The organism is Pseudomonas sp. E1MeOHC2, from assembly GCF_058745025.1.
The window spans coordinates 2,634,311-2,658,417 of sequence record NZ_CP196675.1; the positions used below are offsets into that span (position 1 = coordinate 2,634,311).

The 24,107-nt window shown below is 63.6% G+C and carries 18 protein-coding genes; 8 read left to right on the plus strand and 10 right to left on the minus strand.

The window, feature by feature from the left end; all coding sequences use genetic code 11:
* Positions 1–96: 96 nt before the first annotated feature.
* Complete coding sequence (locus ACSSU5_RS11730; protein ID WP_492561200.1) at positions 97–1,134, plus strand: ABC transporter substrate-binding protein; 1,038 nt, start codon at positions 97–99, stop codon at positions 1,132–1,134.
* A 36-nt stretch (positions 1,135–1,170) separates the two neighbouring features.
* On the plus strand, positions 1,171–2,070 hold the full coding sequence (locus ACSSU5_RS11735) for a TauD/TfdA dioxygenase family protein (protein ID WP_492561201.1): 900 nt from the start codon (positions 1,171–1,173) through the stop codon (positions 2,068–2,070).
* Between the two features lie 117 nt (positions 2,071–2,187).
* Here ACSSU5_RS11735 and ACSSU5_RS11740 read toward each other — a convergent pair whose 3' ends face one another.
* Positions 2,188–3,102 carry a LysR family transcriptional regulator gene (locus tag ACSSU5_RS11740; RefSeq protein ID WP_264310757.1) on the minus strand — a complete coding sequence of 305 codons (915 nt, stop codon included), beginning with the start codon at positions 3,100–3,102 and terminating at the stop codon, positions 2,188–2,190.
* 193 nt (positions 3,103–3,295) lie between these two features.
* On the opposite strand from ACSSU5_RS11740, the gene ACSSU5_RS11745 reads away from it, so the two are divergent.
* From ACSSU5_RS11745 to ACSSU5_RS11765, 5 genes are all read left to right on the plus strand, one after another.
* Positions 3,296–5,632, plus strand: coding sequence for a TonB-dependent receptor (locus ACSSU5_RS11745; RefSeq protein ID WP_264310756.1), 2,337 nt, complete (start codon positions 3,296–3,298; stop codon positions 5,630–5,632).
* 17 nt (positions 5,633–5,649) lie between these two features.
* Positions 5,650–7,326, plus strand: coding sequence for an aryl-sulfate sulfotransferase (locus ACSSU5_RS11750; protein ID WP_492561202.1), 1,677 nt, complete (start codon positions 5,650–5,652; stop codon positions 7,324–7,326).
* 337 nt (positions 7,327–7,663) lie between these two features.
* Positions 7,664–9,106 (plus strand): NADP-dependent succinate-semialdehyde dehydrogenase, encoded by a 1,443-nt coding sequence (gene gabD / locus ACSSU5_RS11755; protein ID WP_264310754.1) that lies wholly within the window; start codon positions 7,664–7,666, stop codon positions 9,104–9,106.
* A gap of 180 nt (positions 9,107–9,286) precedes the next feature.
* Positions 9,287–10,564: a 4-aminobutyrate--2-oxoglutarate transaminase gene (gene gabT, locus ACSSU5_RS11760; RefSeq protein WP_492561203.1), complete on the plus strand. Its 1,278-nt coding sequence runs from the start codon at positions 9,287–9,289 to the stop codon at positions 10,562–10,564.
* A gap of 136 nt (positions 10,565–10,700) precedes the next feature.
* Positions 10,701–11,963, plus strand: coding sequence for a response regulator (locus ACSSU5_RS11765; RefSeq protein WP_492561204.1), 1,263 nt, complete (start codon positions 10,701–10,703; stop codon positions 11,961–11,963).
* 93 nt (positions 11,964–12,056) lie between these two features.
* Here ACSSU5_RS11765 and ACSSU5_RS11770 read toward each other — a convergent pair whose 3' ends face one another.
* Both ACSSU5_RS11770 and desA read right to left on the minus strand, forming a co-directional pair.
* A complete protein-coding gene (locus ACSSU5_RS11770) occupies positions 12,057–13,088 on the minus strand; it encodes a GGDEF domain-containing protein (protein WP_492561205.1) in 1,032 nt (343 codons plus the stop codon).
* A 100-nt stretch (positions 13,089–13,188) separates the two neighbouring features.
* Positions 13,189–14,373, minus strand: a complete 1,185-nt coding sequence (gene desA / locus ACSSU5_RS11775) for a delta-9 fatty acid desaturase DesA (RefSeq protein WP_492561206.1) — start codon at positions 14,371–14,373, stop codon at positions 13,189–13,191.
* Between the two features lie 147 nt (positions 14,374–14,520).
* On the opposite strand from desA, the gene dibA reads away from it, so the two are divergent.
* Positions 14,521–16,416 carry a phosphodiesterase DibA gene (gene dibA / locus ACSSU5_RS11780; protein WP_492561207.1) on the plus strand — a complete coding sequence of 632 codons (1,896 nt, stop codon included), beginning with the start codon at positions 14,521–14,523 and terminating at the stop codon, positions 16,414–16,416.
* 133 nt (positions 16,417–16,549) lie between these two features.
* On the opposite strand, the gene ACSSU5_RS11785 is transcribed toward dibA, so the two are convergent.
* From ACSSU5_RS11785 to tcyN, 7 genes are all read right to left on the minus strand, one after another.
* A complete protein-coding gene (locus ACSSU5_RS11785) occupies positions 16,550–17,194 on the minus strand; it encodes a methionine ABC transporter permease (RefSeq protein ID WP_264310748.1) in 645 nt (214 codons plus the stop codon).
* A complete protein-coding gene (locus ACSSU5_RS11790) occupies positions 17,184–18,293 on the minus strand; it encodes a methionine ABC transporter ATP-binding protein (protein ID WP_492561208.1) in 1,110 nt (369 codons plus the stop codon). The genes ACSSU5_RS11785 and ACSSU5_RS11790 overlap by 11 nt, the downstream gene beginning before the upstream one ends.
* 1 nt (position 18,294) lies before the next feature.
* Complete coding sequence (locus tag ACSSU5_RS11795; RefSeq protein ID WP_264310746.1) at positions 18,295–19,095, minus strand: MetQ/NlpA family ABC transporter substrate-binding protein; 801 nt, start codon at positions 19,093–19,095, stop codon at positions 18,295–18,297.
* Positions 19,088–20,479, minus strand: coding sequence for an LLM class flavin-dependent oxidoreductase (locus tag ACSSU5_RS11800; RefSeq protein ID WP_492561209.1), 1,392 nt, complete (start codon positions 20,477–20,479; stop codon positions 19,088–19,090). The genes ACSSU5_RS11795 and ACSSU5_RS11800 overlap by 8 nt, the downstream gene beginning before the upstream one ends.
* Positions 20,479–21,660, minus strand: coding sequence for an SfnB family sulfur acquisition oxidoreductase (locus ACSSU5_RS11805; protein WP_492561210.1), 1,182 nt, complete (start codon positions 21,658–21,660; stop codon positions 20,479–20,481). The genes ACSSU5_RS11800 and ACSSU5_RS11805 overlap by 1 nt, the downstream gene beginning before the upstream one ends.
* Positions 21,661–21,792: 132 nt before the next feature.
* Entirely contained in the window at positions 21,793–23,034 is a 1,242-nt protein-coding gene (locus ACSSU5_RS11810; protein WP_492561211.1) for an SfnB family sulfur acquisition oxidoreductase, read from the minus strand.
* Between the two features lie 313 nt (positions 23,035–23,347).
* Positions 23,348–24,106, minus strand: coding sequence for an L-cystine ABC transporter ATP-binding protein TcyN (gene tcyN / locus ACSSU5_RS11815; RefSeq protein WP_264310742.1), 759 nt, complete (start codon positions 24,104–24,106; stop codon positions 23,348–23,350).
* Position 24,107 lies beyond the last annotated feature (1 nt).

The window sequence follows — 24,107 nt, forward strand, 5'->3', positions numbered from 1 at the left end:
ATGAAGTTTTGATCTTTGTAGGTTCTAACCAGACCTGCCTAGCTTCTGGCCAAAGCGCCGGCCATCGTCGGTGGCAGCCTGCCAAGGAGCCTTGCCATGAAAACCCCATTGCGCCACCTGATCACCGCCCTTGGGCTGGTCTTCACCCTCAACGCCCACGCCGCAGACTCGGCAAAGCCTGAGAGCATCCGCATCGCCGTGCCTGACCTGAGCGCAGGCAGCAAGCACAGCGCAGGCGGTGTGGTCGATGTGTTGCGTGACCAGCAACTGCTGGAGAAGGAATTCGCCAAGGACGGCATCCGCATCGATTGGCACTTCTTCAAGGGCGCCGGGCCGGTGGTAAACGAGGCCCTGGCCAACGGCCAGGCCGACTTTGCCTACCTGGGCGACCTGGCCGCGATCGTCGGCAAGGCCAATGGCCTGGATACCCGCGTGTTGTCGGCCGGCGTGCGCGGGGTGAAAAGCTACCTGGGGGTGGTGCCGGGGTCCGGCATCAAGACCCTGCACGACCTCAAGGGCAAGCGTGTGGCGGTGTTCCGCGGCACCGCCAACCAGCTGTCGTTCGCCAGTGCGCTGGCAAGCCAGGGTTTGTCCGAGCGTGACCTGAAAGTGATCAACCTGGACTTCAACGCTGCCAACGCCGCGCTGGCCGCCAAGCAGATCGACGCCACCTGGGGCTTGTCGAACCTGCTCTCGCTGCGTGAACGCGGGTTGGTCGAGTTGCCCGTCAGCTCGCGTGATCTGCAAGGCGCCGGCAGCACCCAGGCGGTATTGCTGGGCACCGGCGAATTCATCCGCCAGCACCCCGACCTGGTCCAGCGCCTGGTCAATGCCCAGGAGCAGGCCACCGAGTGGCTGCGCGATGAACGCAACCGTGATGCCTTCGTCGAGCTGGTGGCGAATAACGCCAGCTGGCCGCGCAGCATCCTCAGCGACGACCTGGCCAAGGAAAACCTCGCGCACTACTTCGACCCCCGCCTGGATGCCGACTTTCTGGCCCAACTGCAGCAGGGCGTCGACTTGGCCGCCAAAGAGCGCCTGATCCGCCGTGGCTTCCAGGTCGCCGACTGGGTCGAACCCCGCTTCCTCGACGCCGCACTGCAACAACAGCAGGCCGTGCAGGCCGCCCGCTAACCCTTTGAACCGACAACAACCGAAAGGACCACGACCATGAGCAATGCCGCCCTGGCCACCGCGCCACTCGCCCTTGAACTCGACATTCATCCGGTTGCCGGCCGTATCGGCGCCGAGATTCGCGGGTTGAAGCTTTCCGCCGACCTGGATGCCGCCACGATCGAAGCCATTCAGGCGGCGTTGGTCCAGCACAAGGTGATCTTCTTCCGTGGCCAGACGCACCTGGACGACCAGCGCCAGGAAGGCTTCGCCAAGTTACTTGGCGAACCGGTCGCCCACCCCACCGTGGTCGATGGCACCAGCTACCTGTTGCAGCTTGACGGTGCCGAGGGCCAGCGGGCCAACTCCTGGCACACCGATGTGACCTTCGTCGATGCCTACCCCAAGGCTTCGATTCTGCGCAGCGTGGTGGCGCCGGCGTCCGGCGGCGATACCGTCTGGGCCAACACCGCGGCGGCGTACCAGGAGCTGCCCGAGCCGCTGCGCGAGCTGGCCGACACGCTGTGGGCGGTGCACAGCAACGAATACGACTACGCATCCCTCAAGCCGGATGTAGACCCGGCCAAGCTGGAGCGCTATCGCAAGGTGTTCACCTCGACGGTGTACGAGACCGAGCACCCGGTGGTGCGCGTGCACCCGGTCAGCGGTGAGCGGGCGCTGCAATTGGGGCATTTCGTGAAGCGCATCAAGGGGTATTCGCTGGCTGATTCACAGCACCTGTTTGCGGTGCTGCAGGGGCATGTGACGCGCTTGGAAAATACCGTGCGCTGGCGCTGGGAAGCCGGGGATGTGGCGATCTGGGATAACCGCGCGACGCAGCATTATGCGGTGGATGACTATGGCACCCAGCCGCGTGTGGTTCGGCGGGTGACGTTGGCGGGTGAGGTGCCGGTGGGGGTGGATGGGCAACTGAGCCGCACAACCCGTAAAGGCTGATAATTGCGGGGCCGCGTTGCGGCCCAATCGCGAGGCAAGGCCGCTCCCACAGGAGATTGCATACCAAGGTGGGAGCAACTGTCTTGTTCAAATTTCTGGGGGCAAAGCCCCCGCCGATCACGCCTCGGTATCACAGGCAATCAACTGCCTGACCAACCCCTGCGCCAACGGCGACAACCCATACCCCACCCGGCTCACCACCCCATAGCGGGTATAAAACGCCTCTTCCTGCTCCGGCTCCAGGTCCGAAAGCTTCAACGCCACCAGCCCCCCGTCGCGTTGATACGGCCGCAGGTTGGCATTGCAGGCAATGCCGATGGTGTCCGAATGCATCACCACATTCAGCAACGCATAACCGTGCTCGCATTCCACCGAGGGCAGGAAGTCTTGCCGCCCGCTGAGGTCGCTGAGGATCTTGCGGATGTTCGGCGGGCGAAAGGTAGTGGCCAACGGGTACTCGAACAGGTCCCGCGCCTGCACCGTGCTCCGCGTGGTCAGTGGGTGCCCGGCGCGGCAGCAGAAGTGCCAGCGCTGGGGCGCCAGCTTGTGCACGCGGTAATCCGGGTCTGACTCGAACTGGCGGGTGTCAGCGACAAAAAACTCGATCTCCTCGGCAATCAGCTTGCGGTTCAACGCCTGCCAGTTATCCACCTGAAAGCACGTGCGCGCCGCCGGGTATTCGGCGACGAAGCGCGCCACTGCCCGTGGCACCAAGCCGCCGGCCGGGGCAGGGCCGGACCCGAAGCGCACCACACCGGTGGTGGCGCCGTTGAACTGGTGGATCTCATTGACCAGGTTGTGCGCCCCATGCACCAGCCGCCGTGAATGCTCCAGTACCAGCAAACCTTGGCGAGTCGGGGCCAGCTCTTTGCTGGCGCGGTCCACCAAGCGGCAGCCGATGTTGTGCTCAAGGGTCTGGATGCTTCGGCTGAAGGCCGATTGCGACAGGTTCACCGCAGCCGCCGCAGCCACGAAACTGCGGTGCTCGACCAGGGCAATGTAGTGACGCAGCTGACGCAGATCGATATGCATTTTCTACATTAAAACCTTCGGTCAAATGCAATTGCTGACAAGGGTGAGTCCCCTTATAAAGGGTGTTACTTATTCCACTAAATATGAATTACAAATATTTATATCACTTAAAAGAATATAAGCCCGACTGACCGCGATTCGGTTCCGCCAACGGAAATGCTCGCCCAGGGCCCATGCCTCAAGGAGCATCAGCATGTCCCGAGTTTTCCGTTGGCCTGCGCGCGCATCGCGGTTCACCCTGCAACCCTTGGCCGCTGGCGTGTTGCTGGCGGCGTCCAGTGGCAGCTTCGCCGAAGAGCCTGTCAGCACCGCCCCTGCCGTGGAGCAGGACGCCAAGCTCGGCACCGTTACCGTCAATGCTCGCCGTCGTGAGGAAACCGCCCAGAGCGTGCCCACCGCGATCAGCGTACTGAACAGCGAAACCCTGGAAACCCAGCGCATCTACCGCGTGCAGGACCTGCAACAACTGGTGCCCAGCACCAACGTTGCCTATGTGCATGCGCGGCAATCGAGCATCTCGATCCGGGGCCTGGGCAACAACCCGGCCAGCGATGGCCTGGAAGGCAGCGTCGGCATTTACCTGGACAACGTCTACCTCGGTCGCCCCGGCATGGCGGTCTTCGACCTGCTCGATGTCGAGCAGCTGGAAGTGCTGCGCGGCCCGCAAGGCACGCTGTTCGGCAAGAACACCACAGCCGGTGTGCTCAACATCACCACACGCAAGCCGACCTTCCACCGCGAGGGCAGTATCCAGCAGTCGATAGGCGAGGATGGCTACCTGCAGACCCAGGGCAGTTTCTCTGGGCCGATCAGCGAAACCCTGGCCGGGCGCATCAGTGCCTACCGCACCGAAGACGATGGTTATGTGAAAAACATCCACAACGGTGACGACCTCAACGGCGGCAAGCGCCAGGGCTTTCGTACCCAGTTGCTGTTCAAACCCAGTGAAACCTTCAACCTGCGCTGGATCGGCGAGTACAACGAAGAAGACTCCAACAACGGCATCCTCAGCCTGTACAGCACCGGGCCTACCATCAACGGCGTCAACCGCTACGAGAGCCTGGCTGCCCAGGCCGGTGCGACGCTGGTGTCGGGCAAGGACCGCAAGGTCAATTTCGATGCCGACCAGCAGGTGACGGTATTCCAGGGAGGCACCTCGGTAGAGGCCAACTGGACCTTGCCCAACGACTTCACCCTGACCTCGATCACCGCCTACCGCTGGTGGGACTTCACCCCGCGCAACGACGATGGCCTCAACGTGCCGGTGTTCTACAGTGCCGGTGTGTCGGTGCGCGACAAGCAGTACTCGCAGGAGATTCGCCTGGCTTCGCCGACCGGTGGCGCCTTCGACTACGTGCTGGGCGCGTACTACTTCAAACAGGACCTGGACAATAAGTCCTTCACCTATTACGGCCCCCAGGCAGACATCTGGAACCTTACCCCGGCTGGCGCACTGAACAACGTCAATACCGTCGGTGACGGGCACATCGACACCGACAGTTATGCGCTGTTCGCCCAGGGCACCTGGCATGTCACCGACCGCCTGGACTTCACCGCGGGCATTCGCGGTACCTACGAAGAGAAGAGCGCCTGGGTGACCCGGGATGCGCCTACGGGCGGCGCAGCGGTTACTGGCGCTGCAGCTGCGGCGCGCCAAGGCCGGGTGGGGGCGTACGATTCGGGTGACCTCAACCAGTACAGCTTCAGCCCCTCTGGCCTGCTGGGCCTGAGTTACCGCTTCAACGACCAGGTACTGGGTTACGCCACCCTGACCCATGGCGAGAAGTCCGGAGGTATCAACCTTACCGTCGGCGCCGCGCCACGCCTGGGCACCGATTCGCTGCTGGTCGGCACCGAGCGGGTCAACAATGCCGAGGTCGGGGTCAAGAGCACGTTGTTCGATGATCGCCTGCAACTCAACGCCAACCTGTTCTGGGCTGAAGTGCATGGTTACCAGGCCAACGTGTATGACCAGGTCAACCGCGTGCAGTACCTGGCCAACGCCGGGCGCGTGCGTTCGCGCGGCCTGGAGTTCGAGGCCACGGCGCTGCCGGTGCGTGGCCTCACGGTCAACTTCAACGGCTCGTGGAACGACGTGCGCTACACCGAGTACGACGATGCGCCGTGCCCGCCAGAAGTCAGCCTGGCCAATGCCACCGCCACCTGCGACCTGTCGGGCCATCAGGTGGTCGGCGCCTCCAAGTACATCGCCAACCTCAATGCCCAATACAAGTGGCAACTGGCCGAGCGCATCGAGCCGTATGTCACCGCCAGCTATGCCTTCCGCTCCAAGGCGGTGGGCACCATCGACGATTCCGACTTCGGCCAGATCCCCAGCTACGCGCTGGTCAACCTTTCCACCGGCGTGCGCCTGGACCAGGGCGACGGCGTGCTTGACCTGTCGCTGTGGGTGAAAAACGCCGGCGACAAGACCTACTTCACCAGCCTGTGGAACTCCGCCAACGGTGGCTATGCCGGGGTACTCGGCACGCCCCGCACCTTCGGCGCCACCGCCCGTTACGACTTCTGAGCACAAGGAGCTTTGCCATGAATGCCAAAACCGAAACCCCCGCACTGCCTGAAGGCGCCTGCCTTACCGCCAAAGTCCCCGCGCCCGATGAGGCACTGCTGGGCGATGTGGTGGTCAACCCGTACCGCCTGGCACCGCTGACGGCCATCATCCGCGACGGCGGGCGCACACTGAGCGCAGCCCATGTGCGGGTGCTGGGCCGTGGCGAGCGGGGCGTGGACATCGCCTACGAGGTGTCGGACCGCTCGCTGTGGACTTATGGCGGCATCCCGGTGTTCGGGCTTTACCCCGACTACGTCAACCAGGTGGAAGTGACGTACAAACTTGATGGCGAGCGCATCCGTGAGCGGTATCAGGTTTATGCGCCTGCCGTGCGTCTGCCGGTGGTGGCGAAGCAGACCGCAGCGTTGCCGGAGGTCGAGCCGATCAAGGTGGCGCCCGGTTTCGAAAACCGCTTGTACCTGTTCAACCACCTGCAGGGTGATATCCCCGGTGGTCGGGCCTTCAAATGGAATGGCCTGGGGGGCGCGGCCGAGTGGGACCAGGTGGGCAACAACTGGATCGCCGACAGTAATGGCGACGTGCGTTGGTACTTGGATATCGAGCAGATCCACGACGCCAACCGCCGGGACGGCCTGGGCGGCACCATGGGCTTCCAGCAGACCCGTGACGGCAAGTTGATCTGGGGCCAGGGCCAGACCTACTCCAAGTACGACCTGCTTGGCCGACGTATCTGGCAGCGCAGCCTGCCGGACAAGTTTGCCGATTTTTCCCACGAAATCCGCGAGACCACGAACGGCACCTACCTGTTGCGGGTCGGCACCAGCGACTACCGCCGCCCGGACGGCAAGCGCGTGCGCTCGATCCGCGACCACATCATCGAGGTCAATGAAGCGGGGGATGTGCTCGACTTCTGGGACCTGAACCAGATCCTCGACCCGTACCGTGGCGACCTGCTGGAAACCCTCGGCAAGGCAGCGATCCAGTTGCCCGACGGTGTGCACAAGCAGGAAGACCGGCTGGCCAACGAACTGGCCGAAGGCGACCTGCCCTTTGGTGACACCCCAGGCGTGGGCACAGGGCGCAACTGGGCGCACGTCAATGCCATCGATTATGACGCAGATGACGACAGCATCATCGTTTCAGCACGTCATCAAGGCGTGGTGAAGATTGGCCGCGACAAGGCCGTGAAGTGGATTCTCGCCTCGCCTCAGGGGTGGCCGCAGCGGTTGCAGGGCAAAGTGCTGACGCCAGTGCAAAGCGAAGGCTTCGACTGGTCTTGGACCCAGCACACCGCCTGGCTCACGGGCAAAGGCACGCTGACCGTGTTCGATAACGGTTGGGGGCGCGATTTTGCCCCGACCAAGCTGACCGGCAACTACAGCCGCGCGGTGGAGTACAAGGTCGACGAAGCCAAGGGCACGGTCGAGCAGGTGTGGGAGTACGGCAAGGCGCGCGGTGACGAATGGTACAGCCCGGTCACGTCGGTGGTGGCCTACCGACCAGAGACCGATACCCAGTTTATCTACTCGGCCTCGGTGAATTTCCTGACCCCAGAGAAACTGACCACCACCGTGCTCAATGAGGTGCGCCGTGGCACCCAGGAGGTGCTGGTGGAGCTGAAGGTGCACAGCCGGCAGCCGGGCAGTGTCGGCTACCGGGCGCTGGTGATCGACCTGGCCAAGGCCTTCTGACCCATTCCTTCCGGGAGGGCCGTCGGTCCTCCCTTCACATTTCTTTCAGTTCAATCGTCTAACCTGTACCGGCCTCTTCGCGGGCAAGCCCGCTCCCACAGGATCTCCGCATTTTCCAAGGTATGCGCAGCCCCTGTGGGCGCGAGCTTGCCCGCGAAGAGGCCGGCTGCGGTGTAAAAAACCATGAAATTTACCGAGGCTGTTCAACCATTCGTTCTTTTTTTCGAACAGCCTATTGTCCTACACCCCAGCAGCCGCTTAGCATTCGTTTGAGATTTCAAACGCTCGATGCCCTGCTTTGGGCGCTTTTCAACAATCAACAATTCGGGAAGCCGACATGCAGCTCAAAGACGCTCAGTTGTTCCGCCAGCAAGCCTATATCAATGGTGAGTGGCTGGATGCGGACAACGGCCAGACCATCAAGGTGACCAACCCGGCCACCGGCGAAGTCATCGGTACCGTGCCGAAGATGGGCACTGCGGAAACCCGCCGCGCCATCGAAGCCGCCGACAAGGCCCTGCCGGCCTGGCGCGCCCTGACCGCCAAAGAGCGTTCGGCCAAGCTGCGTCGCTGGTTCGAACTGATGATCGAGAACCAGGACGACCTGGCTCGCCTGATGACCACCGAGCAAGGCAAGCCACTGGCCGAAGCCAAGGGCGAAATCGCCTACGCCGCCTCGTTCATCGAGTGGTTCGCCGAAGAAGCCAAGCGCATCTACGGTGACACCATCCCGGGCCACCAGCCCGACAAGCGCCTGATCGTCATCAAGCAGCCAATCGGCGTTACCGCGGCCATCACCCCGTGGAACTTCCCGGCGGCGATGATCACCCGTAAAGCCGGCCCGGCCCTGGCCGCTGGCTGCACCATGGTGCTCAAGCCTGCTTCGCAGACCCCATACTCCGCCCTGGCCCTGGTCGAGCTGGCTCACCGTGCCGGCATCCCGGCTGGCGTGCTGAGCGTCGTTACCGGCAGCGCTGGCGAAGTCGGCGGCGAGCTGACTGGCAACTCCCTGGTACGCAAGCTGTCCTTCACCGGCTCGACCGAAATCGGTCGCCAGCTGATGCAAGAATGCGCCAAGGACATCAAGAAGGTTTCCCTGGAGCTGGGCGGCAACGCGCCGTTCATCGTGTTCGACGACGCTGACCTGGATAAGGCAGTCGAAGGCGCGATCATCTCCAAGTACCGTAACAACGGCCAGACCTGCGTCTGCGCCAACCGTATCTACGTGCAGGACGGCGTCTACGACGCGTTCGCCGAGAAGCTGGCCGCTGCAGTGGCCAAGCTCAAAATCGGTAACGGTCTGGAAGACGGCACCACCACTGGCCCGCTGATCGACGGCAAGGCTGTCGCCAAGGTTCAGGAACACATCGAAGACGCCGTTGCCAAAGGCGCCAAGGTGCTGGCCGGTGGCAAGCTGATCGAAGGCAACTTCTTCGAGCCGACCATTCTGGTCAACGTGCCGAAGACTGCTGCTGTCGCCAAGGAAGAGACCTTCGGCCCACTGGCGCCGCTGTTCCGCTTCCAGGACGAAGCCGAAGTCATCGCCATGTCCAACGACACCGAGTTCGGCCTGGCTTCGTACTTCTACGCCCGTGACATGAGCCGTGTGTTCCGTGTTGCCGAAGCGCTGGAATACGGCATGGTCGGCATCAACACCGGCCTGATTTCCAACGAAGTCGCGCCGTTCGGCGGTATTAAGGCTTCGGGCCTGGGCCGCGAAGGTTCCAAATACGGTATCGAGGACTACCTCGAAATCAAATACCTGTGCATCAGCGTCTGATCACCGGTTAAAAGGCTTTACCTCTGCCAGCGGGGCGCGAGAGCGACGTCTCGCTGGCCTTTTTTACATGCAGTACCTGGTGGCCAGGGTGTTTACGGCAGTCGATCAACGAATACTGTTCGCGAGCACACCAGCTACCCCCGAGTAAAAGCGCCGCTCATCGGCGCACATGAGGGCATTATGAGCAAGACTAACGAATCCTTGATGCAACGCCGTGTAGCTGCCGTCCCACGTGGCGTCGGCCAAATCCACCCGATCTTCGTGGACACCGCGAAGAACTCGACCGTGATCGACGTTGAAGGCCGCGAACTGATCGACTTCGCGGGCGGCATCGCAGTACTGAACACCGGCCACCTGCACCCGAAAGTGGTTGCAGCTGTGCAAGAGCAGCTGACCAAAGTCAGCCACACCTGCTTCCAGGTGCTGGCCTACGAACCCTACGTAGAGCTGTGCGAAAAGATCAACAAGCTGGTCCCAGGCGACTTCGACAAGAAGACCCTGCTGGTCACCACCGGCTCCGAAGCCGTTGAGAACGCCGTCAAGATCGCCCGTGCCGCCACTGGCCGCGCTGGCGTGATCGCCTTCACCGGCGCCTACCACGGCCGTACCATGATGACCCTGGGCCTGACCGGCAAGGTCGTGCCGTACTCCGCTGGCATGGGCCTGATGCCAGGCGGCATCTTCCGCGCACTGTTCCCGAACGAACTGCACGGCGTGAGCGTCGACGACGCCATCGCCTCGGTTGAGCGCATCTTCAAGAACGATGCCGAGCCTAAGGACATCGCCGCGATCATCCTGGAGCCTGTTCAGGGTGAAGGTGGCTTCCTGCCGGCGCCGAAAGAGCTGATGCAGCGCCTGCGCGCCCTGTGCGACCAGCACGGCATCCTGCTGATCGCTGACGAAGTGCAGACCGGCGCTGGCCGTACTGGCACCTTCTTCGCCATGGAACAGATGGGCGTCGCGCCTGACCTGACCACCTTCGCCAAATCCATCGCTGGCGGCTTCCCGCTGGCCGGTGTGTGCGGTAAGGCTGAGTACATGGATGCCATCGCGCCAGGCGGCCTGGGCGGCACCTACGCCGGTTCGCCGATCGCTTGCGCCGCGGCCCTGGCCGTGATCGAAGTGTTCGAAGAAGAAAAACTGCTGGACCGCAGCAAGGCTGTTGGCGAGCACCTGGTTGCTGGCCTGCGCAAGATCCAGGAAAAGAACCCGATCATCGGTGACATCCGTGGTCTGGGCTCGATGATTGCTGTCGAAGTCTTCGAGAAAGGCACTCACACCCCGAATGCCGCTGCCGTTGGCCAAGTGGTTGCCAAGGCACGTGACAAGGGTCTGATCCTGCTGTCTTGCGGCACCTACGGCAACGTCCTGCGTATCCTGGTTCCGCTGACCGCCGAAGACGCGCTGCTGGACAAAGGCCTGGCCATCATCGAAGAGTGCTTCGCTGAACTCGCCTAATGTGACACGCTTCAGAAAAAACCCGCCTCGGCGGGTTTTTTTTATGCCCAGAAAACCTGAGGGACGCTATCGTTGTCCCAGGACTTGCCTTGGAAGCTGCGACGGATTGCGTGTCAGGGATACTCAGGAGTTGGCCATGAGCGCTGTACACCCCACCCCACCTTGCGTACTGATTGCCGAGGGCGACCCGTGGGTGCGTGACATGCTCAAGGAGATGCTGCTCAGCGTGCGTTGCGACGCCCGTCTGCAGGTCTGCGCCGACGGCTCGCAGGCGCTGACCGCGCTGTCGAGCAAGCCCGACCTGATCATCGCTGCGCGTGAGCTGGCGGGCGTCGATGGCCTCGACCTGCTGCGCAAGGTCCGCGCCAAGGGCCCGGGGTTGCCGTTCATCCTCATGAGCAACCGCAGCGACAGTGCCAGCGTGCGCGAGGCGTTGCCCTTGCATCCCACGGCCTATTTGAGCAAACCACTGAACCTGGGCAACCTGCGCAAGCGCCTGGAAGAACTGCTGCTGGCTGTCGGCGAGGAAATCGCCTGCCCGGTGCCGCCTTTGCAGCCGGGGGCCAGCCTGCCGGGTTACCTCGAGCAGCGCCGCGCTACCGCCGATGGCGGGCCGTTGCTGGCCGATTTGCAGGTGGCGATCAAGCGAGCGCTGGACCCTCAGGGCCTGAACCTGAAGGTGCTCGAAGAGGAAGTGCGCAACGACCCGCAGGTCACCGCGGTGCTGATCGCCGCCGCCAACAGCGCCGCCCTGCACCGCGACGCGCCCGTGCAGACCCTGCTGCAGGCGTTGAACAAACTCGGCAGCACCCAGAGCATGAACTTGATCCTGGGCATGACACTCAAGCGCAGCGCACGGCTGAGCGACCCACTGCTGGCTCAGCACGCGGCGCAATACTGGAACCTCTCGCTGCACTGCGCCGAATACGGCCGCAGCCTGGCGCGCATGCTGGAGTTGGACGAAGGGCGTTGCTATTGCGCAGGGCTGTTGCACTGCCTGGGCGACCTGGCGGTGCTGCGTTGCCTGCAGGAGTGGAGCCTGGCCGGAGGCGCGCTGGATGAGGGCACGGTCCGCCAGTCGCTCGATGAGTACGGTGCGGCGTTCGGTTCGGCTTTGCGCACGCGCTGGCGCTTGCCACTGGCGCTGCGTGAGTTGATCGCGGCTATTTACCAACTGGGCGGTGGCGTGTATTCACGGGAGATCCTGGCGATGAACCTGGCCGGGCAGTTGACGCGGCTGCCGGCGGATCACGGGCTGGAACAGGTTGTCAGCAGCAAGACTGCGCGGCTACTCAAGATCGGCTTGCCGGAGATTAGCCGGTTGCGCAAGGTGGAGAACCCTGAGGCACCGCCGCAGCGTGAGGAAATACCTGTGGATGAGAACGGGGCAGATAGCTGACATCCTGGGACCGCTTTGCGGTCCTTTCGCGGGACAAGCCCGCTCCCACAATGACCCATGTTATCTGTGCGACAGCGCATCCCCCCCCGGTCCTTATCCCCGCACGATCTGATTCTTCCCCTGCCGCTTGGCCCGATACATCGCCGCATCGGCGCGGGCGAACAGGCTGTCCAGCGACTCGTCCTCATCGGTCAGCGCCGTCAGCCCCTGGCTCACGGTCACGCCGTACGCCTGGTCGCCATGGCTGAAGCTCAGCCGTTGGATCTCCCGCTGCAAACGCTCGGCGATTTGCTCCGCCACCTGCGCGTTACAGCCAGGGAACACGGCCGCAAACTCCTCGCCACCAATGCGTCCGAACTGGTCTCCACGCCGTAGCACGGCTTTGCCGCTGTCGGCGATACGCTGCAGCACCTGGTCGCCTTCCTGGTGGCCGTAACTGTCATTGACCTGTTTGAAGTCGTCGATGTCCAGCAGCAGGAAGGCCAGCGGCGTGCCGTCCTCGCGTGCACTGTCAAAAGCCTGTTGGGCGCACTCGAAGAAGTGCCGGCGGTTGCTGCTCTGGGTCAGTACGTCGGTGGTAGCCAGACGATGCAGTTCGCCTTCGAGTTGCTTCTTCTCGGTGATGTCCTCGGCGATGCCGACCACGATCACCCGCTGTTCGCCCTCGCGTTGCTGGTTGATGTAGCACTTGTCGCTCAGCCAGCGCACCTGGCCTTCAGCATTGAGGATGCGGTACTCGCGGTCTTCCACCGAACCTTTGAGTAGCACCTGGGCCAGGCTGCGCTCGGCGTATTCCAGGTCGTCGGGGTAGATGCTGTCGCGCCACTCGTTGTAGTCGGCCAGCACCAGGCTGACCGGGCGCCCAAAGATGCGTTCATACGCAGGGCTGACGTACAGCACCTGGCGGGCTTCCCAGTCGAACGCCCAGAGCACGGCGTTGACGCTGTCGAGCAGCGAACTGAAGAGTTGTTCGCGCTCACTCAGGCGGGCGACTTCGCCTTGGGCGTGAAGCAGGGCCAGCAAGGTTTTGGCGGCTTCTGGAGGTGGGGTGCCGGGCAGGGATGTTGGAATGTTCTTGGCCATGTGCACGGAGCGAGTCTCGACAAGGAAGCGTGCGGCCAGCATCAGGCCCGCCACGCGGGCGATGTGGCGGTTTGGAGTGATAATCAGGGCGTGAAGTTCCGGGCGGCACGCCCCGCTGGAAGGGCGTGCCGATCAACGGCGGTCAGGCGCCGGTCGGGCGCAGGGAGTAGGTCTTGAGCTGTGCGGCGAAGTCGTGCAGGGCGTGGATGCCGCTGGCTTCTGCCTCGTGTACCCAGTCCTTCATGGCGGCGAGCATGTCGTGGCCATTGGCGCTGGTGCGTGCCCAGATCTGCTGCAGGGCCAGGCGCTTTTCGTAAATGGTCTTGAGCGCCTGGCTGTGCGCGAGCAGCGTCTCGATGCGTACGTGGTGGCGGTCTTCCAGTAGGCTGGTCTCCCGCGACAGCAGGCGCTTGGCGCGGCGAAAGCGGTGGCGCACCGACGCATCGACCTTGGCCAGCTCCTGCTGGACCAGCGGGCCGATCACCAGCTTGCGGTACTGGGCCATGATCTGGAAGCGGTTATTGAGGATGGCCATGGCGGTGTCCATGTCCAGGTTGGCCTTGCCTTCGACCCGGTGGGCGATCGGTGCCACGCGCTGCACCTTGGCCAGGCGCAGCAGGCAGAACAGGCGGATCCAGGCCCAGCCCATGTCGAACTCCCAGCGCTTGACCGAAAGCTTGGCCGAGTTGGGGTAGGTGTGGTGGTTGTTGTGCAGTTCTTCGCCACCAATGATGATGCCCCACGGCACCAGGTTGGTGGCAGCGTCACGGCATTCGAAATTGCGATAGCCCAGCGCATGGCCCAGGCCGTTGACCACGCCGGCGGCCCAGAACGGAATCCACATCATCTGCACCGCCCAGATGGTGATGCCAATGGTGCCGAACAGCAGCAGGTCGATCACCGCCAGCAGGGCAATGCCGCCCAGCTTGTAGCGCGAGTAGAGGTTGCGCTCGATCCAGTCGTCCGGGCAGTTCTTGCCATAGATGCGCAGGGTCTCGGGGTTGCGTGCCTCTTCGCGGTAGAGCTCGGCGCCTTTGCGCAGGACCGTGCTCAACCCCTTGTGTACCGGGCTGTGCGGGTCGTCCGGGGTTTCGCATTTGGCGTGGTGCTTGCGGTGGACGGCGGTCCACTCGCGGGTGTTCTGCGCCGTGGTCAGCCACAGCCAGAATCGGAAGAAGTGCTTGAGCGCGCCATTGAGCTCCAGGGCCCGGTGCGCGGAGTAGCGATGCAGGTATACCGTGACGCTGACGATGGTCACATGGGTCATCAGCAGAGTGATGCCGACCAGTTGCCAGGCCGACAAGTCGAGCAGGCCGTTGTACCACATAGGTGTTGAAACCCTCGAGAACACAGGGGAAGGGCATGATTATCCCTTGGCAGGGAAATAAAACCAGTCACCCTTTCAGATAGGACGTCACGACATGTTTCACCCTTTATAATGCCCCCTCTTCGTTCATGGGCCATTGCACCCGACATGTCTGTTTCCGTTCGCGACGCCTTGCGCATGGCTGCGCTCTATGTGGTGCTGTCGATCCTCTGGCTGGTGCTGGCGGAGACACTCCTGCATGGCATGACTGACGACCCGCTGGCGCTGACCGTCGGGCGGCAGATCAATGTGGTGATCTGGGTGTTGTTCAGTGCTGTGCTGATCTTCGTTTCGCGGGCGCGGCTGCTCAACTTCATCGGCATCGGTGCGCGGCTGCGCTGCGAAGACCGCGAGCGGCTGCGCATGGCGGCGGCGGTATTCGACAGCACCCTCGAAGGCGTGCTGGTAACCGACCGCCAAGGCTTGATCGTGCACGTCAACCGCGCCTTCATGCGCATCACCGGCTACCAGCAGGACGAGGTCATCGGCCAGCGCCCGAACAAGTTCAAGTCGGGCCGCCATGGCGTGGCGTTCTACCAGCAGATCTTTGCCACCCTGGCCGAGAAGGGCGAGTGGAGCGGCGAGATCTGGAACCGGCGAAAAAGTGGCGAAATCTATCCGCAATGGCAGACGATCTGCGCTATACGCGATGATGCCGGCGAGCTGAGCCATTACGTGGCGGTCTTCAGCGACATCAGCGCGATCAAGCATACCGAACAGGAACTGGCCTACCTGGCTCATCACGACCCGTTGACCGGCTTGCCCAACCGCTTGCTGTTCACCGACCGCGTCGAACAGGCGCTGGTCACGGCGCAAGCCAACAAGCGCGGCTGCGGTTTGCTGCTGCTCGACCTGGACCATTTCCAGAGCATCAATGACGGCCTTGGCCACACCATCGGCGACCAGTTGCTCAAGCTGGTAGGTGAGCGCCTGGGCGACGTGGTGGGCAATGGCGTGACCCTTGCGCGCCTTGGGGGGGACGAGTTCGGCGTGCTGGCGGAGAACTGCCAGCAGGTCGGCCAGGCGGGCAAGCTGGCGCAACGCATCATCGAGCGCATGCGCGAGCCGTTCGTGTTCGATGGCCATCGCCTGTTCATCAGTGTCAGCGTGGGCATCAGCCTGTTCCCCAGCGATGCACTGGGTGCCGAGCAGCTGCTGCGCAATGCCGACGCGGCGCTGTTCAAGGCCAAGAGCAGCGGGCGTGCCTGTTATGCGCTGTACACCGAAGAGCTGACCGCGCACGCCCAGCACCGGGTGGAAACTGCCGGCGAGCTGCGCCGGGCCTTGGAGCAGGATGAATTGCGGGTGTACTTCCAGCCGGTGCACGACCTGGCCACGGCGGAGCGCGTGGGGGTCGAGACCCTGGTGCGTTGGGCGCATCCCCAGCGCGGCCTGGTACCGCCAAGTGAGTTCATTCCGATTGCCGAACGCACCGGGCTGATTGCCGAGATCGACACCTGGGTACTGCGTCAGGCGTGCCGGCAGATGGTGCAGTGGCAGCGCGAAGGCCGGCAGTTGGCGTTCGTGGCGGTGAATATCTCCAGCCGTCTGTTTGGCCAGCACGAGCTGTATCGGCAGGTATCCGAGGTGTTGCACGAGACCGGCCTGGCCCCGGGTTTGCTGGAGCTGGAAGTCACCGAGAGCGCGGTGATGGAAGACCCGGAAGTGGCGCTGGAGCAACTGCATCGCTTGCGTGAGCTGGGCGTGACCTTGGCGATCGATGACTTCGGCACGGGGTATTCGTCGCTGCTGCGGCTCAAGCGCTTGCCGGTGCAGAAGCTGAAGATCGATCAGGGCTTTGTCGCAGGCCTGCCGTTTGACGATGACGATATCGCCATCGTGCGGGTGATCATCGCACTGGCCCGAAGCATGGGCATGCAGGTACATGCCGAAGGCATCGAGCAGCAAGAGCAGGCCAGCTTCCTGCTGCAGGAGCAGTGTCAGTTGGGCCAGGGCTACTGGTTCGGCCGGCCGGTGCCGGCGCAGGATCTGGATTGGGGATGATGGGGCGCCTATAAGAGCCTGGGGCTGCTTTGCAGCCCATTCGCGACGCAAGGCCGCTCCTACAAGAATCGCGATCCCTTGTAGAAGCGGCCTTGCCGGGGCGCCGGACCGGTCGGAAAGGGCCGCAAACGACTCACCGTTTGTTCAACCCCTTCGCCAACCGATCCCCGCCCAGCTGAATCACCGCCACCAACGCCACCAGCATGGCGATCACGGTCAGCATGATCTGGCTGTCGAAGCGCTGGTACCCATACCGATAGGCAATGTCCCCCAGCCCGCCGGCACCAATCGCTCCGGCCATGGCCGACGAGTTGATCAAGGTCACCAGGGTAATGGTGAACCCCCCGACGATGCCGGGTAGCGCCTCGGGCAGCAGCACGTGCCAGACGATGTGCCAGCGCCGGCAGCCCATGGCTTGCGCGGCTTCCACCAGGCCATGGTCCACTTCGCGCAAGCTCACTTCGGCAATCCGTGCAAAGAAGGGTGTGGCAGCGATGGTCAACGGCACCACGGCCGCCCATACGCCATAGGTGGTACCGACCACCAGGCGGGTGAAGGGGATCAGCGCGACCATCAGGATCAGAAAGGGGATCGAGCGGAACAGGTTGACGAACGCCCCCAGCACCCGGTTCAGCAGCGGCGCTTCGAATATCCCGCCTTTGTCGCTGGTGACCAGCAGCACCGCCATCGGCACCCCGACCAGCAGGGCGATCAGCGACGACACGCCGACCATCAGCAGGGTATCGAGCAAGCCTTCAAGCAGGCGATCAAACCACATGGCCCAGTACCTCCACGTCTTCGGCCCAACGGCGGGCGCGTTCCAGCAATTGGTGGGTGTCGTGTGACGAGTGCTGCACCGACAGGATCAACTGCCCAAGCGCATGTTCACCGATAGTTTCAACGCCGCCTTGAAGCAGGCGCACACGGCCGCCCAGGTCGGTGAACAGGGCCGACAGCTCCGGCTCGCCGAGCAGGGTCAGCTTGAGCACCACGGCGCTGTCGCGGCTTACCGGGCTGGCCTTGAGGCTGGCCTGCAAGGCAGCGGGTAACTTGGCCTGCAAGGGTGCAAGCAAGGTCCGTGTCACCTCGTGGTGAGGTGTGCCGAATACTCGCCAGACTTCGCCCTGCTCGACCACTTCGCCGCGCTCCAGTACCACCACGCGGTGGCAGATATCGCGGATCACCGCCATTTCATGGGTGATCAGCACAATGGTCAGGCCCAGGCGCTGGTTGATGTCACGCAGCAGTTCGAGGATCGAGGCCGTGGTTTCAGGGTCGAGTGCCGACGTGGCCTCGTCGCACAAAAGGATCTCGGGATCATGCACCAGCGCCCGGGCGATGCCGACGCGTTGCTTTTGCCCGCCCGACAGCTGCGCCGGGTAGACATGGTGCTTTTCCTGCAGGCCGACCAGCTCCAGCAGCGCGCGTACCTTGCGTTGGCGCTCGGCCTTGGGCACACCGGCCACTTTCAGCGGCAGCTCGACGTTCTGCCACACGGTCTTGGCCGACATCAGGTTGAAGTGCTGGAAGATCATGCCGATGCGACGGCGCAGCGCGACAAGGCGGTCTTCGTCGAAGGGCGCGATGTCTACCTGGTCGATCAGTACTCGGCCCTGGCTCGGTTGTTCCAGGCGGTTGATGGTGCGCAGCAGCGACGACTTGCCGGCGCCGCTACGGCCGATGATGCCAAAAATCTCACCGTGGCGGATGTTCAGGTCGATGCCTTGCAAGGCGGGCTGTGCCTGGCCTGGGTAGGTCTTGCCCAGGCCGATGAAGCGCACGTGGGCTTCGTTGACCTCTGGGCGCAGGGCCTGTTCCTTGGCCGTTGGCGGCAATGGTTGTGGGGTAGGCGCCCTGAGCGCGCTGGCCTGGCTCATGTCAGCCCTCCCAGCCGGCCTGGTAGAGGTTGCCGTGGGCTTTGTTCAAGGCCGCGCGCACCGCTGGCGAATGCTGGTAGATATCGACGAACTTGGCCAGGCGCGGGTCGTCTTTGCTTTGCGGGCGGATGACGAACTGGATCACGTATTCCTTGTTTTCCAGGCCGTCAAACAGCAGCGCCGAAGTAGCATCGAAGCTGTTGGCCAGGCGGATGTAGGCCGGGTAGCCCTGGACCAGGTCGGCATCGTCATAGGCGCGCACCAGCTGCACCGCCTCGACCTGAAGAATTTTCAGCTGCTTGGGGTTGGCGACGATATCGTCTTCGGTCGCCTTGTAGCCGACGCCGGGTTTAAGCGTGATCAGCCCCGCCTTGGCCAGTAGCTGCAGGCCACGGCCGCTGTTGATCGGGTCGTTGGCGATGGCCACGCTGGCGCCTTCGGGCAGCTCGGCGAAGCTTTTGTACTTTTTCGAGTACAGGCCGACGTTGTTGATGATGCCAGGGGCGTAGGGCACCAACTTGAAGCCCGCGGCGGCCTTGGCGTTCTCCAGGAACGGAATGTGCTGGAAGTAGTTCACGTCGATGTCGCCGCTGTTGAGGCTGACATTGGGCGCGATCCAGTCGCTGAACTCGATCAGCTTTACGTCCAGGCCTTGCTTGTGAGCCTCTTCTACTGCGGTTTCCAGGGGGATAGCGAAGGCGGAGGTCGTCCCGATTTTCAATGGCTCGGCAGCGAAGGCGCTGGCGGACAGGCCAAGGGTGAAGGCAATGGCCGCGACGGGCCGGAACAGTTTCTCAAGCATGGTGCAGGGCTCCAGTCGGGGCAGGGGTTGGGGTAAAGCGGTAGCGCGAGCCCGGATGGCCGGCGGGCAGGTGCGGGTGGTCGGTGTCGAACAACTTCTCGCGCAGGGTGCCTTCGGCGTAAGCGGTCTTGTAGCGGCCACGCTGTTGCAACTGCGGGATGACCAGGTCGATGAAGTCTTCAAAGCTTTCCGGGGTGACGGTGCGGGTCAGGTTGAAGCCGTCCAGCCCGGTTTCGTCGATCCAGGCGATCAGGGCATCGGCGACCTGTTCAGGTGTGCCGACCAGGGTCACGTAGCGCCCGCCCAGGGCGTGCTGATCAAGCAGGCGGCGGCGGGTCCAGGCGTTTTCCTGCAACTGGCGCGTGGCCGACTGAATGGCGTTGCCCTTGCTGAAACCGATTGGCTCGTCCAGCCCATAGGCCGCGAAGTCGATGCCGGTGGAGGCGGCGAAGTGCGCGACGCCGGCCTCGGGGCTTGCGTAGCGCAGGTACTCGGCATGCTTGGCCTGGGCCAGTTGCTCGGTGGCGGCAACGATGACCGTGATGCCCATGAACACCTTGATGGCCTGTGGGGCGCGGCCGGCTGCCTTGGCGGCGCTGCGCACCTTGTCGACCTGGGCGCGGGTGGCGGTTTTGTCCTGGCCGCTGATGAACACGCACTCGGCATGGTCGCCGGCGAACGCTAGGCCGCGCGGGGAACTGCCGGCCTGGAACAGCACCGGTGTGCGCTGCGGTGAAGGTTCGCTCAGGTGGTAGCCCTCGACGTTGTAGAACTCGCCGTGGTGGCTGACCTTGCGCACCTTGTCGGGCTGGGCGTAGACACGCTGCTCGCGGTCGGCGACCACCGCATCGTCGGCCCAGCTGCCTTCGAGCAGTTTGTACAGTACTTGCAGGTACTCGTTGGCCTGGTCGTAGCGCCGATCATGCTCGGGTTGTTGCTCAAGGCCCATGGCGCGGGCGGCGCTGTCCAGGTAGCCGGTGACGATGTTCCAGCCGACCCGGCCCTGGGTCAGGTGATCGAGGGTGGAGAGGCGGCGGGCGAACAGGTAGGGCGCCTCGTAAGTGAGGTTGGCGGTGAGGCCGAAACCCAGGTTGCGGGTGACGGCGGCCATGGCCGACACCAGCAGCAAGGGGTCGTTGACCGGTAGCTGGATCGACTCCTTGAGGGTCACATCCAGCGACTGGCCATAGATGTCGTAGGTGCCGACGATGTCGGCGATGAACAGGCCGTCGAACAGCCCCCGCTCCAGCAGGCGTGCCAGGTCGGTCCAGTATTCGAGGGTCTTGTACTGGGTCGAGGTGTCCCGCGGGTGGGTCCACAGGCCATGGTTGATATGCCCGATGCAGTTCATGTTGAAAGCATTGAGCAGGATCTGCTTGGCCATCAGATGGTCCCCCGGCGCGGCGGGTTTTCGTTGTTGAGGTAGTAGTTGCCGATGGCGTGGTATTTCCAGCGCACCGGATCGTGCAGGGTGTGCACCCGAGCGTTGCGCCAGTGGCGGTCGAGGTTGTGCTCGGCGAGGGTGGCCTGGCTGCCCGCCAGCTCGAACAGCGTGGTACCGGCGGCGAGGGAGATTTCGGTGCTGATGGCGCGTGCTTCGGCCACGGCGATGGAGGCGGCGGCGACATTGTCGGCGCTGCTGTCTTGCTGGGCGCGGTCGAGGTATTCGCCGGCGCGTTCGAGCAGGGCTTCGCTGGCGTGCAGGCGGATCGCGAGCTGGCCGAAGCTTTTCAGGGTCAGTGGGTCTTCGCTGGCCTTGTCCAGGCCTGAGTCGACCCAGGGGCGGCTGCGGGTGCGCACGAAGTGCAGGGCATCTTCATAGGCGGCGCGGGCGATGCCGGTGTCGATGGCGGCGTGGAGAATCTGTGCCAGCGGGCCGACCGGGGTCGGGCGTTCGAAGGCGCTCTGGAAGGGGACTACGTCTTGGGCGCTGACCCACACGTTGTCGAACACCACCGAGCCACTGCCGGTGGTGCGCTGGCCGAAGCCGCTCCAGTCGTCGATCACCTGCAGGCCTTGGCTGCCTTCGGAGACGAAGGCCAGTTGCTGCACGCCGTCTTCGTCGATCACCGACGTGGGGATGCGCTGGGCGTAAATGGCACCGGTGGCGTAGAACTTGCGGCCATTGATACGGAACCCGTCGCCGTCGCGGGTCAGGCGGGTGGTGCGGTCGTTGGCGGTTTTGGTGCCCAGCTCGGCCAAGGCATTGCCGAAGCGGCGGCCTGCCAGCACTTCGGCGTAGAGGCGCTGTTGCTGCTCGGGGCTGCCGTTTACCCGCAGTACTTCCAAGGCATAGAAGTGGTTTTGCGGGATTTGCCCCAGGGAGCCGTCAGCCTGGGCGATGCGGGCGATGACCTTGGCCAGCGTGACGTTGGACACACCGGCACCGCCGAAGGCCTTGGGCACACTGATGGCCCACAGGCCAGAGTGGGTGAACAGGTCGAGCTCGGCGTGGGGCAGGCGGCGCTCGCGGTCGCGCAGGGCGCTGTCGCGGCGCAGTTGCTGGGCGATGTCTTCGGCGATGGCCAGGGCTTGGGTGTCGCTGGTGATGATATTTGTGGTCATGGTGTTTCTCCGGGGGCCGCTGTGCGGCCCATTCGCGGGGCAAGCCCGCTCCCACACCTGACATGAGTGCAATGTCTGTGGGAGCGGGCTTGCCCCGCGAATGGGCTGCACAGCAGCCCCAAAGGCTGCAAATCAGATCCAGGAATGCCGCGCAGGCAGGGTGCCGTTGAGGTGGTACGCGCCCACCGCGTGGTACTTCCAGCGCACCGGGTCATGCAGGGTGTGCACGCGGGCGTTGCGCCAGTGGCGGTCGAGATTGAACTCGGCCAAGGTGGCGCGGCTGCCGGCCAGCTCGAACAGCTTCTCGCTGGCCTGCAGGGAGATCTCGGTGGTCAGCACCTTGGCCTCGGCCACCGCGATCGAAGCGCGGGCCGCAGAGGCGGCGTCGATCGGCGCGGCATTGACCTCGTCGAGTACCCGCGCCGCCTTGCGCAGCAGCGCCTCGGCAGCGTGCAGTTCAAGCTTGAGGCGGCCGATATCGGCGATCACATACGGATCGTCACTGGCGCGATCGACCTTGGCCTCGATCCACGGCCGTGATTTGTCGCGTACAAAGCTGATGGCATCTTCGATGGCCGCTTCGGCGATGCCAGCGTCGATGGCCGCCTGGATCAGCTGCGAAGCCGCGCCCTGGATGTTGGGCGTGTCGCGCTGGCGCCAGTTGTCGATCACCAGCTCCGCGTCCACCGGCACCTGGTCGAGCAGCACGGTGCCACTGGCGGTGGTGCGCTGGCCGAACCCGGACCAGTCATCGACGATGCGCAGCCCAGGGCTGCCTCGGCGGACAAACGCCAGGCGTTGGCGGCCCTCGTCATCCAGCGCCTTGACCGCCACCCAGTGGGCATACAGGGCGCCGGTGGAGTAGAACTTTTCACCACTGATGCGATAGCCATCGCCTGCGCGGGTGATCTTCGCTTTCAGGGTCAGGGTGTCCTTGGTGCCGCGCTCGGGGCCGGCATTGCCGATGCGCCAGCCGTCCAACACGCTGCGGAAGATCACCGCCTGCTGTGCCTCGGTGGCGGTCAGGCGCAGCAACTGCAGCATGCCAAATTGATTTTGCGGGATTTGCCCCAGGGCCGGGTCGGCGGCACTGATCAGGCGGAAGACTTCGGCGACAGTTTCGAACGAGACATCGGGGCCGCCATGGGCCTTGGGTACGCTGATGCTGCCCAGGCCGCTACGGGTGAATTGCTCGATCTCTGCCCACGGCAGTTTGCGTTGCTGGTCGCGGCGTGCGGCCTGCTCACGGGCCGCCTCGGCCAGCTCGCGTGCAGCTTGCAGGGCCTCGGCGTCGTTACGCAGCACCTTGGCTGGCAGCAGCAGGGGCGAGCTGTCGACGTCGCTGTGGAAAAGGGTATTTGGCTGGCTGGACATCAGTACCGCTCCTTGGCTGCACTCAATGCCCTGGCGATACGCACTGGGGTGATTGTGATCCTGACCATTCCTAACCTCACAAAAGTAGATGCGTCGCTTCAGCTGATGGCGACTGACGTTTGCTGGTCCGGTGGTCCGGTGTATATACCCTAATGACTTGTTAAAGGTTTATGAACTAACCTTTTGGAATATATATAGAAGTTGAGATTTGCACAGGACGTGCCGGCCTCTTCGCGGGCAAGCCCGCTCCCACAGGTGAGTGTTACATACACACTGTGGGAGCGGGCTTGCCCGCGAAGAGGCCAGTACAGGTTTATTCGGAGGCCGCAGTACCCAGGAACTTGCGCAAGAACTGCCGGGTACGTTCTTCCTTGGGCGCCGCAAACAACGCCTTGGCCTCACCCTGCTCGACGATCACCCCTTTGTCGAAGAAGATCACCCGGTTCGCCACGTCCCGCGCAAAACTCATCTCGTGGGTGACGATGATCATGGTGCGCTTCTCCTCGGCCAGGCCGCGGATGGTGGCGAGTACTTCGCCGACCAGCTCCGGGTCGAGCGCCGAGGTCGGCTCGTCAAACAGAATCACCTCAGGCTCCATCGCCAGGGCTCGGGCAATGGCTACCCGTTGCTGCTGGCCACCGGAAAGGCGCCGGGGGTAGGCGTCTTCCTTGCCCGCCAGGCCCACCTTGGCCAGGAGTTTGCGGCCCAGTTCGATGGCCTGGGCGCGAGGCGTCTTTTTGACGACTACAGGCCCCTCTATGACGTTCTCCAGCGCGGTGCGGTGGGGGAACAGGTTGAAGCTCTGAAACACGAACCCAGCCTGCTGGCGCAACCGGCGAATCGCACTCTGCTGCCCACCCAGCGGGCGATTGGCGTCGATGCTGATGGCACCGATCTGGATCTGCCCGGCGTCGGGGGTTTCCAGCAGGTTGAGGCAGCGCAGGAAGGTGGTCTTGCCCGAGCCGCTGGGGCCGATGATGGCGACCACTTCGCCCGGCTGCACGGTCAGGTCGATGCCGTTGAGCACGGTCTGGCCCTTGAACTGCTTGGACAGGCCTTTAACTACGATCATG